12 protein-coding genes are annotated in these 14756 nt (G+C 73.3%); 7 read left to right on the forward strand and 5 right to left on the reverse strand.

The genetic code is table 11. The features are described from left to right. The first annotated feature begins 109 nt into the window (after positions 1 to 109). The 4 genes from MT994_RS18215 to allB all read left to right on the forward strand — a co-directional run bounded on the left by MT994_RS18215 (position 110) and on the right by allB (position 5092). A complete protein-coding gene (locus tag MT994_RS18215) occupies positions 110 to 916 on the forward strand; it encodes a TIM barrel protein (RefSeq protein ID WP_021481127.1) in 807 nt (268 codons plus the stop codon). A gap of 64 nt (positions 917 to 980) precedes the next feature. Then, the gene (locus tag MT994_RS18220; RefSeq protein ID WP_354807397.1) at positions 981 to 1865 is read left to right on the forward strand and encodes a 2-hydroxy-3-oxopropionate reductase; all 885 of its coding nucleotides are present in this window, start codon (positions 981 to 983) and stop codon (positions 1863 to 1865) included. Positions 1866 to 1909: 44 nt separating this feature from the next. Further along, entirely contained in the window at positions 1910 to 3685 is a 1776-nt protein-coding gene (gcl, locus tag MT994_RS18225; RefSeq protein ID WP_021481125.1) for a glyoxylate carboligase, read from the forward strand. A gap of 27 nt (positions 3686 to 3712) precedes the next feature. Continuing rightward, positions 3713 to 5092, forward strand: a complete 1380-nt coding sequence (gene allB / locus MT994_RS18230; protein WP_085387609.1) for an allantoinase AllB — start codon at positions 3713 to 3715, stop codon at positions 5090 to 5092. 208 nt (positions 5093 to 5300) lie between these two features. Here the strand turns inward: allB and MT994_RS18235 are convergent, their stop codons facing one another. The 3 genes from MT994_RS18235 to MT994_RS18245 all read right to left on the reverse strand — a co-directional run bounded on the left by MT994_RS18235 (position 5301) and on the right by MT994_RS18245 (position 7647). Further along, complete coding sequence (locus tag MT994_RS18235; protein ID WP_085387610.1) at positions 5301 to 5789, reverse strand: SRPBCC family protein; 489 nt, start codon at positions 5787 to 5789, stop codon at positions 5301 to 5303. After that, a complete protein-coding gene (locus MT994_RS18240; RefSeq protein ID WP_043654229.1) occupies positions 5786 to 6154 on the reverse strand; it encodes a metalloregulator ArsR/SmtB family transcription factor in 369 nt (122 codons plus the stop codon). The genes MT994_RS18235 and MT994_RS18240 overlap by 4 nt, the downstream gene beginning before the upstream one ends. A gap of 113 nt (positions 6155 to 6267) precedes the next feature. Continuing rightward, positions 6268 to 7647 carry a deoxyribodipyrimidine photo-lyase gene (locus tag MT994_RS18245; protein WP_354807401.1) on the reverse strand — a complete coding sequence of 460 codons (1380 nt, stop codon included), beginning with the start codon at positions 7645 to 7647 and terminating at the stop codon, positions 6268 to 6270. Between the two features lie 51 nt (positions 7648 to 7698). On the opposite strand from MT994_RS18245, the gene MT994_RS18250 reads away from it, so the two are divergent. Further along, the gene (locus MT994_RS18250) at positions 7699 to 9330 is read left to right on the forward strand and encodes a peptide MFS transporter (protein ID WP_354807403.1); all 1632 of its coding nucleotides are present in this window, start codon (positions 7699 to 7701) and stop codon (positions 9328 to 9330) included. Between the two features lie 86 nt (positions 9331 to 9416). Here MT994_RS18250 and MT994_RS18255 read toward each other — a convergent pair whose 3' ends face one another. Next, the gene (locus MT994_RS18255) at positions 9417 to 10001 is read right to left on the reverse strand and encodes a DoxX family protein (protein ID WP_354807405.1); all 585 of its coding nucleotides are present in this window, start codon (positions 9999 to 10001) and stop codon (positions 9417 to 9419) included. Between the two features lie 320 nt (positions 10002 to 10321). Here MT994_RS18255 and ilvD (MT994_RS18260) point away from each other — a divergent pair, with 320 nt between their 5' ends. Continuing rightward, positions 10322 to 12184 carry a dihydroxy-acid dehydratase gene (gene ilvD, locus MT994_RS18260; RefSeq protein ID WP_085387612.1) on the forward strand — a complete coding sequence of 621 codons (1863 nt, stop codon included), beginning with the start codon at positions 10322 to 10324 and terminating at the stop codon, positions 12182 to 12184. A 78-nt stretch (positions 12185 to 12262) separates the two neighbouring features. On the opposite strand, the gene MT994_RS18265 is transcribed toward ilvD (MT994_RS18260), so the two are convergent. Next, entirely contained in the window at positions 12263 to 12823 is a 561-nt protein-coding gene (locus MT994_RS18265; RefSeq protein WP_354807407.1) for a hypothetical protein, read from the reverse strand. A 135-nt stretch (positions 12824 to 12958) separates the two neighbouring features. Between MT994_RS18265 and ilvD (MT994_RS18270) the strand changes: the two genes are divergently transcribed. Further along, positions 12959 to 14677 (forward strand): dihydroxy-acid dehydratase, encoded by a 1719-nt coding sequence (gene ilvD / locus MT994_RS18270; protein WP_021482630.1) that lies wholly within the window; start codon positions 12959 to 12961, stop codon positions 14675 to 14677. The last annotated feature ends 79 nt before the right edge of the window (positions 14678 to 14756 follow it).

Consider the following 14756-nt stretch of genomic DNA (forward strand, 5'->3'; position numbering starts at 1 on the left):
CTGTTGACGCCCGGCGACGCGCGTGCCTACACTTCCATACAGCAGAAGAAAAGTTCCGCAAGATGGAATCGCAACGCAGCGAGACGCGGACGGACCCAGGGAGACGACGATGAGCCCCGCACCGACGTACACCGTCAACTGCTCGATCCTGCTCACGGACCTGCCGCTGCTCGAGCGGCCGGCCGCCGCCGCGGCGGCGGGGTTCCGGGGCGTCGAGTTCTGGTGGCCGTTCGCGTCGCCCACGCCCGCACGCGACGAGGTCGACGCGTTCGTCGGCGCGATCGAGACGGCGGGCGTGCAGCTCACGGGCCTGAACTTCGACGCCGGGAACATGCCCGGCGGCGACCGCGGCCTCGTGTCGTGGCCCGCGCGCTCGGCCGACCTGCGCGCGAACCTCGACGTCGTCACCGCGATCGGGGAGCGCACCGGCTGCCGTGCGTTCAACGCGCTCTACGGCAACCGCCAGGAGGGCGCGACGCCCGAGGCGCAGGACGAGCTCGGCGCCGAGAACCTCGCGCTCGCGGCGCGGGCCGTCGGGCGCATCGGCGGCACGGTGCTCGTCGAGCCCGTGAGCGGTGCGCCGGCCTACCCGCTGAAGACCGCGGCCGACGCCGTGCGCGTCATCGACCGGGTCGCCGCCGACCACGGCGAGACGAACCTGGGTCTCCTGTTCGACGTCTACCACCTGGCCGTGAACGGCGACGACGTCGACGCGGCCCTGTCGACCTACCGCGGCCGCATCGCGCACGTGCAGGTCGCGGACGCGCCCGGTCGGGGCGAGCCCGGCACGGGCGACCTGCCGATCGAGCGCTGGACGAAGGACCTGCGCGCCGGCGGCTACGACGGCTGGATCGGCCTCGAGTACAAGACCGCGGCCGCCGACCCGTTCGCGTGGCTCCCTGCCGCCGAGCGCTGACGCGACCCCCGGCCGTCCGTCGGCCGCCCCGACCCCCGACCTGAACCACCCAGAGGAGCACACCATGGCCTCCATCGCCTTCATCGGACTCGGCATCATGGGCAGCCCCATGGCCGTCCACCTGCAGAACGCCGGGCACGACGTCGCGGGCTACAACCGCAGCCCCGAGAAGACCGCGCCGCTCGTCGAGGCGGGCGGTCGCGCGGCCGCGTCGGTCGCCGACGCGGTCTCGGGCGCCGACGTCGTCGCGATCATGGTCCCGGACTCGCCCGACGTGGAGGCGGTGCTCACCGGCGACGACGGCGTCCTCGCGAACGCGAAGCCCGGCGCGCTCGTCGTCGACTTCTCCTCGATCCGCCCGGACGTCACGGTCGCGCTCGCGCAGCAGGCGAAGGACGCGGGCCTGCGGATCGTCGACGCCCCCGTCTCGGGCGGCGAGCCGGGCGCGATCAACGCCGCGCTCTCGATCATGGTCGGCGGCACGCCCGAGGACTTCGAGGCAGCCAAGCCGTTCCTCGACGTCGTGGGCAAGACGGTCGTGCACGTGGGCCCGAACGGCTCCGGCCAGACGGTCAAGGCCGCGAACCAGCTCGTCGTCGCCGCGAACATCCAGGCGCTCGCCGAGGCGGTCGTCTTCCTCGAGGCCTACGGCGTCGACACCGAGGCCGCGATCGAGGTCCTGGGCGGCGGCCTCGCGGGCTCGGCGGTGCTGAACCAGAAGGCGCGCAAGATGCTCGACCGCGACTTCGGCCCCGGCTTCCGGATCGAGCTCCACCACAAGGACCTCGGCATCGTCACCGCCGCGGCCCGCGAGGCGGGCGTCGTCGCGCCGCTCGGCGGCCTCGTCGCCCAGCTCATGGCCTCCGCCCGCGCGAACGGCGACGGCGGCCTCGACCACTCCGGCCTGTTCCGCGGCGTCGAGCGCCTGTCCGGCCGCGACGGCTCCTGACCTTCCCCCTGACGACGACGTCACCTCCAGCAAGGAGAGAAACCATGCCTCGTATGCGTGCGGTGGACGCCGCAGTGGCGATCCTCGAGATCGAGGGCGCGACCCAGGCCTTCGGCCTGCCCGGCGCCGCCATCAACCCCTTCTACTCCGCGATGCGCGCGCACGGCGGCATCGACCACGTGCTCGCGCGTCACGTCGAGGGCGCGTCGCACATGGCCGACGGCTACTCCCGTGCGAAGCCGGGGAACATCGGCATCTGCATCGGGACGTCGGGCCCCGCGGGCACCGACATGATCACCGGCCTCTACGCCGCGTGGGCCGACTCGATCCCGATGCTCTGCATCACGGGCCAGGCGCCGGTCGCCAAGCTCGACAAGGAGGACTTCCAGGCCGTCGACATCGCGAGCATCGCCGCTCCGGTGACGAAGATGGCCAAGACCGTCCTCGAGGCCGGGCAGGTGCCGCAGGTCTTCCAGCAGGCGTTCCACCTCATGCGCTCGGGCCGCCCGGGCCCGGTGCTCGTCGACCTGCCGATCGACGTGCAGCTCACGGAGATCGAGTTCGACCCGGCGACCTACGAGCCGCTGCCCGTGCACCGCCCGACGGCGACGCGCGCCCAGGCCGAGAAGGCGATCGACCTGCTGCTCGCGGCGGAGCGTCCCCTGCTGGTCGCGGGCGGCGGCATCGTCAACGCGGGCGGCGAGGACCTGCTCGTCGAGCTCGCCGAGACGCTCGGCGTCCCCGTGATCCCCACGCTCATGGGCTGGGGCGTCATCCCGGACGACCACGCGCTCATGGCCGGCATGGCCGGTCTCCAGACGTCGCACCGCTACGGCAACGCGAACCTGCTCGCGTCCGACTTCGTGCTCGGCATCGGCAACCGCTGGGCCAACCGCCACACGGGCGGCCTCGACACGTACCGCGCGGGCCGCACGTTCGTCCACGTCGACATCGAGCCGACGCAGATCGGTCGCGTGTTCGCGCCCGACTACGGCATCGTCTCGGACGCGAAGGCGGCCCTCGAGCTGTTCGTCGAGGTCGCGCGCGAGCGCCGCGACGCCGGCCGTGCGCGCGACTACGCGGGCTGGGCGGCCGAGTGCGCCGAGCGCAAGCGGACGCTGCAGCGCAAGACGCACTTCACCGAGATCCCGATCAAGCCGCAGCGCGTGTACGAGGAGATGAACAAGGCCTTCGGCCCCGAGACGCGCTACGTCACGACCATCGGGCTCTCGCAGATCGCCGGTGCGCAGTTCCTCCACGTGTACAAGCCGCGGCACTGGATCAACGCGGGCCAGGCCGGGCCCCTCGGCTGGACGGGGCCGGCGGCGCTCGGCGTCGCGAAGGCCGTGCCGGACGAGCCGGTCGTCGCGCTCTCGGGCGACTACGACTTCCAGTTCATGATCGAGGAGCTCGCGGTCGGTGCGCAGTTCAACCTGCCGTACGTGCACGTCGTCGTGAACAACTCCTACCTGGGCCTGATCCGCCAGGCGCAGCGGGCCTTCGACATGGACTACCACGTCCAGCTGTCGTTCGAGAACGTCAACTCGCCCGAGCTGGGCGGCTACGGCGTCGACCACGTCAAGGTGGCCGAGGGCCTGGGCTGCAAGGCGATCCGCGTGACCGACCCCGAGGGGCTCGGCGAGGCGTTCGCGAAGGCGCAGGCCATGGCGGCGGAGTTCCGCGTGCCGGTCGTGGTCGAGGTCATCCTCGAGCGCGTCACGAACATCGCCATGGGCGTCGAGATCACGGGCGTCAACGAGTTCGAGGACCTCGCGATCTCGGCCGAGGACGCCCCCACCGCCACCGCGCTGCTCGACTGAGCACGCCGCACCCAGGGAGCAGGAGACATGACGGAGGGCGCGATGGGCACGGGTGAGGTGAGCGGTCGCGGGCACGAGTACGACCTCGTCGTGCGCGGCGAGCGCGTGCTCGTCGCCGGTGGCGAGCACCCGCGCGAGGTAGGTGTCGTCGGGGGAGTGGTCCGCGCGATCGAGCCGCTCGGCGCGGGGCTCGACGGCGCGCGCGTCGTCGAGCTGGGGCCGCACCAGGTGCTGGTCCCCGGGCTCGTCGACACGCACGTGCACGTGAACGAGCCGGGGCGCACCGAGTGGGAGGGGTTCGCGTCCGCGACGCGGGCCGCCGCCGCGGGCGGGGTGACGACGATCGTCGACATGCCGCTCAACTCGATCCCCCCGACGGTCGACGTCGAGGCGCTCGAGACCAAGCAGAAGGTCGCGCGCGACCAGGCGTTCGTCGACGTCGGGTTCTGGGGCGGCGCCGTGCCCGGCAACGCGGACGAGCTGCGGCCCCTGTGGGACGCGGGCGTGTTCGGGTTCAAGTGCTTCCTGCTGCACTCGGGGGTCGAGGAGTTCGGGTACCTCGAGCCGGACGAGCTGGAGGCCGACCTGCGCCTGCTCGCCGACTTCGACGGGCTCATGCTCGTGCACGCCGAGGACTCGCGCGCGATCGAGCGGGCGCCCACCCCGCACGGCGACCACTACGACACGTTCCTCGCGTCGCGCCCGCGCGGCGCGGAGAACGTCGCGATCGCCGCGGTGATCGAGGCGGCGCGCTGGACCGGGGCGCGCGCGCACGTGCTGCACCTGTCGAGCTCGGACGCGCTGCCGATGATCCGGAGCGCGAAGCGCGAGGGCGTGCGCCTCACGGTCGAGACGTGCCCGCACTACCTGGCGCTCGCGGCCGAGGAGATCCCCGACGGCGCGACGCAGTTCAAGTGCTGCCCGCCCATCCGGGAGATCGACAACCGCGAGCTGCTCTGGGAGGGGCTGCTCGACGGCACGATCGACTGCATCGTCTCGGACCACTCGCCGAGCACGCCCGACCTCAAGGAGCTCGACACGGGCGACTTCGGGACGGCGTGGGGCGGCGTGTCGTCGCTCCAGCTCGGGCTCGCGATCGTGTGGACCGAGGCGCGGACGCGCGGCGTGCCGTTCGCGCGCGTCGTCGAGTGGATGTCGGCTCGCCCGGCGGCCGTCGCGGGCCTGCGGCGCAAGGGCTCGATCGCGCTCGGCTTCGACGCGGACCTCGCGGTGGTCGAGCCGGACACGGCGTTCGTCGTCGACCCGAAGGCCCTGCACCACAAGAACCCCATCACGCCGTACGCCGACCGCGCGCTCTCGGGCGCCGTCGTCGCGACGTACCTGCGGGGCGAGGAGATCACCCTCGACCGCCCCACGGGCCGCCTGCTCTCGCGCGGCGACGCGTGAGGGGCTGAGACTCCCGTGCCCGGCCGCGGGGGCCGGGCACGGGGAACCACCTGACCCGTACACGACGAGGGGCGGCACCGCTGGTGGGTGCCGCCCCTCGTCGAGCGCGAGGTAGAGCCCTGGTCGCCCGAGGTAGAGCCCTGGTCGCGACCACGGCTCTACCTCGGCGGACCGGGGCTCTACCTCGGCGGGGTGGAGGGCGTCGGGGTCAGGACTGCGCGAGGAGCTCGTCGAGCTGCTCGTAGCCCTCGCGGACGCCGACCTCCATGCCGCTCGCGACGAAGCCGTCGCGGCCCTCGAACGAGTCGACGAGCGACGTCGCGGTGAGCCGGCTGCGGCCGTCGGGCAGGTCCTCGAACACGAGGCGGTCGAGCGAGACGCCGTCGGGGAAGCCCTCGAACGTGAACGTCTGGACGATGAGCTCGTCCGGGCGCACCTCGTGGACGCTGCCGAAGAACGCGTACTCGTTGCCGTCCGGGTCGACCTGGACGTACCGGTACGCGCCGCCCGTGCGCACGTCCCAGAGCTCGTTGCGCTGGGTGAGGTAGCGCGGGCCGTTCCAGCGCGCGAAGAGCTCCGGGTCGAGGTGGGCGCGGAAGACCTTCGCCGCGGGCGCGTCGAACTCGCGCACGATGCGGACGATCGGGAGGTCCGTGGGGACGACGATCTCGGTCTCGTGGGTGCCGGTGGTGGTCATGGTGCTGCTCCTGTCGTCGGGTCGTTCTCGGTGGTGCCCGGTCGGTCGGGCAGGTCGCGCAGGACGTCGTCGAGGCGGCGGTAGCGGTCCTCGGCCTCGCGCCGGTAGCGCTCGATCCACTTCGTCATGAGGTCCAGCACCTCCGCCTCGAGGTGCACGGGGGCGCGCCGGGCGTCCGTCGTGCGGGTCACCAGGCCGGAGTCCTCGAGCACGCGCAGGTGCTTGGACACCGCCTGGACGGACATGTCGTACGGCCGGGCGAGCTCGCCGACGCTGGCGTCTCCCGACGCGAGCCGGGCCACCATGTCGCGGCGCGTGGGGTCGGCGAGCGCCGAGAACACGCGGGAGAGCGGGTCGGCCGTCACAGGACCTCCTCGTGGGGCGCCGGGGTGCGGCGTCCGGTTCGTCAACTCATTGGTTGACAACGACGCTACGCCGCGTCCGCAGAGTCGTCAACCCTCTGGTTGAGAAAAATGCGTCAGGCGCGCCGGGCCCGCTCGAAGTCGTCGAGCGAGACCTTCCGCTCGACGGCGTGGTCGACGATCCGCTCCGGGTACCCGGTCGGCTGCTCGCGCAGCGTCCACGGCTCGTGGACCGCCCGGCCCTCGACCTCCCGCAGCTCCGGCACCCACCGGCGCACGTACGAGCCGTCGGGGTCGAACTTCTTCGCCTGGGTGACGGGGTTGAAGATGCGGAAGTACGGCGCGGCGTCGCGGCCCGTCCCGGCGACCCACTGCCAGTTCAGCTGGTTCTGCGAGACGTCGCCGTCCGCGAGGTGCGCCATGAAGTGCTCCGCGCCGCGCTGCCACCGCACGTGCAGGTCCTTGACGAGGAACGACGCCACGACCATCCGCACGCGGTTGTGCATCCACCCCTCGCCGAGGAGCTGGCGCATCCCGGCGTCGACGAGCGGGTAGCCCGTGCGGCCCTCGGCCCACGCGGCGAGGTACGCGTCCTCGGCGGCACCCTCCGCCCACGCGTCCTCGGGCACGACGTCCCGGAGCGACCGCTGCGCCGCCCCCGGGTGGTGGAACAGGACGTCGGCGTGGAACTCGCGCCACGCGAGCTCGGAGCGGTAGGCGAGCGCGTCGTCGGACGGCGCGGACCCGTCGTGCAGGGCGCTCCGCACGTCGGCGAGGAGCGTGCGCGGGTGCAGCTCGCCCCACTTCAGCGGCACGGACATGCCCGACGTCGCGGGCCGGTCCGGGCGGTCGCGCTCCGTCGCGTAGCCCGCGAGGTGGTCCGCGAGGAAGTCGCGCCAGCGGCGCCGCGCCGCGGCCTCGCCCGCGGCGGGGAGCCGGGCGTCGGTACCGGGGTCGGCGGGGACGCCGTCCGACCGGAGCGTGGCCCACGGCACGTCGCGCGGTCGCGGCGCCGGGTCGCGCCAGCCGTGCTCGACCCACGCGTCGCGGAACGGCGTGAAGACCTGGAACGGGGTCCCGGTGCGCGTGCGCAGGCGCCCCGGCGCGACGGCGTAGGGCGAGCCGGTGCGCACGAGGTGCGCGCCGGCGTCGGGCAGCGCCTCCTCGACCGCGACGTCGCGGGCGACGCCGTAGGGCTCGAACGACGCCGCGACGTGCACCTCGCGCGCCTCGACCTCGCGCGCGACGGCGGGCACGACGGCGCGCGGGTCGCCGTGCCGGACGACGAGCCGGCCGCCGGTCGCCTCGTCGAGCGCGGCGAGGCTCCGCGCGAGGTAGGCGCGGCGCGGGTCGCCCGCGGAGCCCCACAGGCGCGGGTCGAGCACGTAGAGCGCGACGACCTCGTCGTCCGCGTCCCGGGCGGCCTGCACCGCCGCGACGAGGGCCGGGTTGTCGGCGAGGCGGAGGTCGCGGCGGCACCACCAGAGCGTCGGCATCCGGCCACGCTAACGGTCGCAGGCGGTGCACGCCGGTGGGAGCATCGCAGGATGGGTGGCGACGACCGACGAGAGCAGGACGACGCGCGACGCCGCGCGCTCGGGCGCGAGGCGCGCACCGAGCCGGAGGCCGGGGCGCCGCCCCTCGGGCCGGGTACCGCGGCCGGAGTGGGCGCGGCCGACGGGCCCGCCGCGGGGGCCATCGTCGGGGACCACGCGTTCTTCGGGCACCCGCGCGGGCTGCTGACGCTCTTCACCACCGAGCTGTGGGAGCGGTTCAGCTACTACGGGATGCGCGCGATCCTGCTGTTCTACCTCACGGACACCGTGGCGAACGGCGGCCTGGGCATCGGGGAGACGACGGGCCTCGCGCTCGTGTCGATCTACGGCACGAGCGTGTACCTGCTGTCCGTCGTGGGCGGCTGGCTCGCGGACCGCGTGATCGGGTCCCGGCGCTCGGTCCTGTACGGCGGCATCATCATCGCGGCCGGGCACGTGAGCCTCACGATCCCCGGCACGGGCTTCTCGATGGTGGGCATCGCGCTCGTCGCGCTCGGCACCGGCCTGCTCAAGCCCAACGTGTCGTCGATGGTCGGCGAGCTGTACGCGCGCGACGACCCGCGCCGCGACTCGGGCTTCTCGATCTTCTACATGGGCATCAACCTCGGCTCGTTCGTCGCGCCGTTCCTCGTGGGCGCCGCGCGCGCCTGGGGCGGGTACCACGCGGGCTTCGCCGTGGCCGCGGTGGGCATGGCGGTCGCGCTCGTGTTCTTCGTCGCGGGCCGGCGCTACCTCGGCGAGGCGGGCGCGCACGTGCCCAACCCCGTCCGCCCCGAGGAGCGCGCGAAGATCGCGCGGATCTTCCTCCTCATCGCGGGCGGCGTGGTGCTCGTCGGTCTGGTCGCCGTCCTCGTCGCGGGCGGGTTCGAGATCTCGACCTTCATCGACACGATGTCCTACCTGGCGTTCCTCGCGCCGATCGCGTACTTCATCGTCATGTACCGCTCGCCGCGCGTGACGGACGCCGAGCGGCCGCGTGTCATCGCGTACATCCCGCTGTTCGTCGCGGCGATGCTCTTCTGGATGATCTTCGAGCAGGCGGCCACGACGCTCTCGGCGTTCGCGAAGGACCGCACCGACCTGACGTTCTTCGGCGTGGGCATCAGCCCCGAGTTCTTCCAGTCGGTGAACCCGCTGTCGATCATCGTCCTCGCGCCCGTGTTCGCGTGGATCTGGCTCAAGACGGGCGACCGCCCGACGACGGCCAACAAGTTCGCGATCGGCCTCACCCTCGCGTCGGTGTCGTTCCTCTTCCTCGCGGCCGCGTCGGCCGTCGTCGGCGACGGCAAGGCGCCGTCGTGGGTGCTCGTGCTCGTCTACGTGATCCAGACGCTCGGCGAGCTGTGCCTGTCGCCGGTCGGCCTCGCCGCGACGACCCTGCTCGCGCCGAAGGCGTTCCGGTCCCAGGCGATGGCCCTGTGGTTCCTCGCGCCCGCCGCCGGGCAGGCCATCACGGCGCAGGTCGTGCAGGTCACCGAGGGTGCCTCCGACACCGCGTACTTCGGCGGCATCGGCGCGATCACCCTCGTGTTCGCGCTCGCGCTGTTCGCGCTCGCGCCGTGGGTCACGCGGCACATCCGCCACGCCGACGAGCTCGAGGGCGCGCACACCGCCGGGGCCTGAGGGCGGCGTCGGACGACGGAGCGGGGCCGCGACGTCGCGGCCCCGCTCCGGTCCTGCACCCGTGGTGGTGCCAGTCCCGCGGCGCGTCAGCGCAGCCAGGCCGCCCGGCGCACGAGGGGGAGGGCCGCCCAGCGTCGGCCGAGGCCCCACGTGTCGCCCGCGAGCGTCGTCGCGAGGACGGCGAGTAGCAGGATCACGAGGACGTGGTCGTCGACGACCGGGTTGTTCGAACCGGCCGCGAGCGGCCACTGCGAGAGCCACAGCATCGCGAACAGGACCGTGCCGCTCACCGCGGCGACCCGCAGGCCGATCCCCAGCAGGAGCGCGAGGCCGACGCCCAGCAGCCCGAGCATGAAGAGCCAGTCGGTGACGGGGCTCGCCATCGCGGCGAACGTGCTCGCGAGCGGGCCCTGGGCGCCGTTCTCGAGGTAGCCCTGCGTGGGTGCGCCCCCCGCGAGCCACGCGCGCTCGCGCGGGGTCGCGTACCCGAGGCCGACGAGCTTGTCGGTGAACGGCCACAGGAAGACGACGGCCGTGCCGATCCGCGTGAGCGCGAGGGCGTGGCGGGCCGACGAGCGCGTGACGACGTCGCCCTGGGTGACGGGGTCGGTGGTGCGCGCTGCGGCCCCCGGGGTGGCGCCGGGCGGCGCGGACGTGGTGGACGTGGACATGGAGGTGCCCCCTCGGGGAGAGAAGTGGTCGGGTCGGGGCCGGCGAGGACCTGCCCCGACCCGAGCGGTGTGCCGCTCCCCGTCGAGGCGTCGCGGTGGTCGTCCGGCCGTGACGTGCTCGCCCACGGTGGCAGGGGTACGCGAGGCGGTTCAACCCTTACGTCCGGATCGCGTGGACATCCCGTAGGTCCCTCGTGGCTACGTACGTAGGCCGCACGACCACGAGGCGGACGCCTCGGCCGGACCGCCCCGACGAGGCGTAATGTGACCCGGCGGCCGGAGGATCGGTCGCAGCACCCCGTCGAAGGAGCTGACCCGGAATGAGCCGCCCCCTGCGCTCTCGGACGTCCACCCACGGCCGCAACATGGCCGGCGCCCGCGCCCTCTGGCGCGCGACCGGCATGGGCGCGGAGGACTTCGGCAAGCCGATCATCGCGATCGCCAACTCGTACACGCAGTTCGTCCCCGGCCACGTACACCTCAAGGACATGGGCGACCTCGTCGCGTCCGCGATCCGCGAGGCCGGCGGCGTCTCCAAGGAGTTCAACACCATCGCCGTCGACGACGGCATCGCCATGGGCCACGGCGGCATGCTCTACTCGCTCCCGAGCCGCGACCTCATCGCCGACTCGGTCGAGTACATGGTCAACGCGCACTGCGCCGACGCCCTCGTGTGCATCTCGAACTGCGACAAGATCACGCCCGGCATGCTCAACGCCGCGCTGCGGCTCAACATCCCCGTGATCTTCGTGTCCGGCGGGCCCATGGAGGCGGGCAAGGCGGTCGTCGCCGACGGCGTCGCGAAGACCCCGCTCAACCTCGTCAACGCGATCAACTACTCGGCCGACGACGCGGTGTCCGACGCCGCGCTCGCCCAGGTCGAGGAGAACGCGTGCCCCACGTGCGGGTCGTGCTCCGGCATGTTCACCGCGAACTCGATGAACTGCCTCACCGAGGCGCTCGGCCTGTCGCTCCCCGGCAACGGCTCGACCCTCGCGACGCACGCCGCGCGCAAGGAGCTCTTCCTCGAGGCCGGCCGCACGATCGTCGGGCTCGCGAAGCGCTACTACGAGGACGAGGACGACTCCGTCGCGCCCCGCTCGATCGCGACCAAGGCCGCGTTCTCGAACGCCATGGCGCTCGACGTCGCGATGGGCGGCTCGACGAACACCGTGCTGCACATCCTCGCCGCTGCGCAGGAGGGGGGCGTCGACTTCGACCTCACCGACATCGAGCGCATCAGCCGCCAGGTGCCGTGCCTGTCCAAGGTCGCGCCGAACCACCCGAACTTCCACATGGAGGACGTGCACCGCGCCGGCGGCATCCCCGCCCTCCTGGGCGAGCTCGACCGCGCGGGCCTGCTCGACCACGACGTCACGAGCGTGCACACGCCGACGCTGCGCGAGTGGCTCGACGACTGGGACGTCCGGGGCGGCAAGGCGACCGAGCGGGCCGTCGAGCTGTTCCACGCGGCGCCCGGGGGAGTGCGCACCACGCAGGCGTTCTCGACGTCGAACCGCTGGGAGTCGCTCGACACCGACGCGGCCGAGGGCTGCATCCGCGACCTCGAGCACGCGTACACCGTCGAGGGCGGGCTCGCCGTGCTGCGCGGCAACCTCGCCGAGGACGGCGCCGTGTTCAAGACCGCCGGCGTCGACCCGGACGTCTTCCACTTCGTCGGGAAGGCGCTCGTCTGCGAGTCGCAGGACGAGGCCGTCGAGAAGATCCTCACCAAGCAGGTCCAGCCCGGCCACGTCGTCGTCGTGCGCTACGAGGGGCCCGCGGGCGGCCCCGGCATGCAGGAGATGCTGTACCCGACGTCGTTCATCAAGGGCCGCGGCCTCGGCAAGGTCACCGCGCTCATCACCGACGGCCGCTTCTCCGGCGGCTCGTCGGGCATCTCCGTCGGCCACGTCTCGCCCGAGGCCGCCGCGGGCGGCGTCATCGGCCTCGTCGAGGACGGCGACGAGATCGAGATCGACGTCGACACCCGCCTCATCCGCCTCAACGTGCCCGACGACGTGCTCGCCGAACGTCGCGCCAAGATGGAGGCGCGCGAGAACCCGTGGCAGCCGGTCGACCGCGACCGCTACGTCTCGCCCGCCCTCCAGGCCTACGCCGCCATGGCGACGTCCGCCGACCGCGGCGCCGTCCGCGACGTGTCGCTGATCAAGCGCCGCTGACCCGACGACGACGGGCCCGCACCTCCCGAGGTGCGGGCCCGTCGTCGTGCCCGGGCGCGGAGCCCTACGCGGCGAGGGTCAGCACTCCTCCTCGGACTGCTCGGTGACGACCCACCGCGTGCCCTGCGGCACCATGACGGCGGTCCCGCAGTCGCCGCCGTCGTAGACGACGGACAGCACCGTCGCGTCGGCGCGCTCCTCGCGGACGCCGACCTCGACCTCCGGCACGTCGCCCACGGCCGCGTAGAGAACGGCGGTGGTCGTGGTCATCGACGCGCAGTCCGTGATGCCCGGCCACCCCTGTGCCGTCATCTCGGCGACCATCCGGTCGACGAGCTCCGGTGCGAGGTAGCCGCACGCGACCTCGACGTCCGGCGCGCGGCTCGCGGCCAGCCACGCGCGGAACGACTCCTCGGGCGTCTCGACCTGCCCCTGGGGAGCCTCCTCGGCGCTCGCGGTCTCCGTCGCGGTCGCGGCGTCGTCGGGCGTCCCGGTCGTCGCGTCCGGTGCGGGGGCGGACGTCGCGGAGGTAGGGGAGCCGGGGCTCGTGCCCGACGGCGCGGGAGCCGCGCACGCGGCGGTCGCGGCCAGGGCGAGGACGGGCAGGAGAGCTCGGACGGCTCCGGGGCGTGTGTGCACGGCCCCATGATGCCGTGCGCCTCGCGCCGCGGTCGGCCCGTCTCGGGCCTGCACGGGCCGGGCGCGCCTCCGTGCCGCGGCGCGTCCGGCGCGTCCCGCCGCGCCCCGCGCCGGTGCCGTTCCTAGAGTGGGGTCATGACTGGGCACACCTCGGGGTCCGACGCCGGACCCGACCTCAAGCCGCGCTCCCGCCAGGTCACCGACGGCCTGGAGGCGACGGCGTCGCGCGGCATGCTGCGCGCCGTCGGCATGGGCGACGAGGACTTCGCCAAGCCGCAGATCGGCATCGCGAGCTCGTGGAACGAGATCACGCCGTGCAACCTGTCGCTCGACCGGCTCGCGCAGGGCGCGAAGGAGGGCGTGCACGCGGGCGGCGGGTACCCGCTGCAGTTCGGGACGATCTCCGTCTCCGACGGCATCTCCATGGGCCACGAGGGGATGCACTTCTCGCTCGTGAGCCGCGACATCATCGCGGACTCGGTCGAGACGGTCGTCCAGGCGGAGCGCCTCGACGGGACGGTCCTCCTCGCCGGGTGCGACAAGTCCCTGCCCGGGATGCTCATGGCGGCCGCGCGGCTGGACCTGGCGAGCGTGTTCCTCTACGCGGGCTCGATCATGCCCGGCTGGGTCAAGCTCTCCGACGGCACGGAGAAGGACGTCACGCTCATCGACGCGTTCGAGGCGGTCGGCGCGTGCGCGCGCGGGCTCATGAGCCGCGAGGACGTGGACCGCATCGAGCGCGCCATCTGCCCCGGCGAGGGCGCGTGCGGCGGCATGTACACGGCGAACACGATGGCGTCGGTCGCCGAGGCGATGGGCATGTCGCTGCCCGGCTCGGCGGCGCCGCCGTCGGCGGACCGGCGCCGGGACGCGTTCGCGCACCGCTCGGGCGAGGCCGTCGTCAACCTGCTGCGGCTCGGCATCACGGCGCGCGACATCATGACGAAGGAGGCGTTCGAGAACGCGATCGCCGTCGTCATGGCGTTCGGCGGCTCCACCAACGCGGTGCTGCACCTGCTCGCCATCGCGCACGAGGCCGAGGTCGACCTCACGCTCGCCGACTTCGACCGCGTCGCGAGCCGCGTGCCGCACCTCGGCGACCTCAAGCCGTTCGGGCGCTACGTGATGAACGACGTCGACCGCATCGGCGGCGTGCCCGTCGTCATGAAGGCCCTGCTCGACGCCGGCCTGCTGCACGGCGACGCGCTCACCGTCACGGGCCGCACCGTCGCGGAGAACCTCGCCGAGATCGACCCGCCCGACCCGGACGGCAAGATCCTGCGGGCCCTCGACGACCCGATCCACCACACGGGCGGCATCACGATCCTGCACGGGTCGCTCGCACCCGAGGGCGCCGTCGTGAAGTCCGCCGGGTTCGACGAGGACGTGTTCGAGGGCACCGCCCGCGTCTTCGAGCGCGAGCGCGCGGCGCTCGACGCCCTGGAGGACGGCACGATCACGGACGGGGACGTCGTCGTCATCCGGTACGAGGGGCCCAAGGGCGGCCCGGGGATGCGCGAGATGCTCGCCATCACGGGCGCGATCAAGGGCGCGGGGCTCGGCAAGACGGTCCTGCTGCTCACGGACGGCCGCTTCTCCGGCGGGACGACCGGCCTGTGCGTCGGGCACGTCGCGCCCGAGGCGGTCGACGGGGGCCCCATCGCGTTCGTGCGCGACGGCGACCCGATCCGGCTCGACGTCGCGAACAAGACGCTCGACCTGCTCGTCGACGCGGACACTCTCGCCGCGCGTCGCGACGGGTGGGCGCCGCTGCCCCCGACGTTCACGCGCGGGGTGCTCGCCAAGTACGCCAAGCTGGTCCAGTCGGCGTCGCGCGGCGCGATCCTCGAGTGACCGCGGAGCGCGCGGGCGTCGGAGGCGCGCACTAGCGTGGTGTCGCACCTCGCCGCAGCGACGCACCCCGGAGGACGGC

Origin of the sequence: Cellulosimicrobium sp. MI9406 (assembly GCF_040595865.1) — a bacterium.
Lineage (GTDB): Bacteria > Actinomycetota > Actinomycetes > Actinomycetales > Cellulomonadaceae > Cellulosimicrobium > Cellulosimicrobium funkei.

Coding starts and splice junctions, on each gene's coding strand:
- MT994_RS18235 (WP_085387610.1), bottom strand. CDS start 5,789: ATGACCACCACCGGCACCCACGAGACCGAGATCGTCGTCCCCACGGAC.
- MT994_RS18220 (WP_354807397.1), top strand. CDS start 981: ATGGCCTCCATCGCCTTCATCGGACTCGGCATCATGGGCAGCCCCATG.
- MT994_RS18250 (WP_354807403.1), top strand. CDS start 7,699: ATGGGTGGCGACGACCGACGAGAGCAGGACGACGCGCGACGCCGCGCG.
- ilvD (WP_085387612.1), top strand. CDS start 10,322: ATGAGCCGCCCCCTGCGCTCTCGGACGTCCACCCACGGCCGCAACATG.
- ilvD (WP_021482630.1), top strand. CDS start 12,959: ATGACTGGGCACACCTCGGGGTCCGACGCCGGACCCGACCTCAAGCCG.
- MT994_RS18215 (WP_021481127.1), top strand. CDS start 110: ATGAGCCCCGCACCGACGTACACCGTCAACTGCTCGATCCTGCTCACG.
- MT994_RS18245 (WP_354807401.1), bottom strand. CDS start 7,647: ATGCCGACGCTCTGGTGGTGCCGCCGCGACCTCCGCCTCGCCGACAAC.
- MT994_RS18255 (WP_354807405.1), bottom strand. CDS start 10,001: ATGTCCACGTCCACCACGTCCGCGCCGCCCGGCGCCACCCCGGGGGCC.
- allB (WP_085387609.1), top strand. CDS start 3,713: ATGACGGAGGGCGCGATGGGCACGGGTGAGGTGAGCGGTCGCGGGCAC.
- gcl (WP_021481125.1), top strand. CDS start 1,910: ATGCCTCGTATGCGTGCGGTGGACGCCGCAGTGGCGATCCTCGAGATC.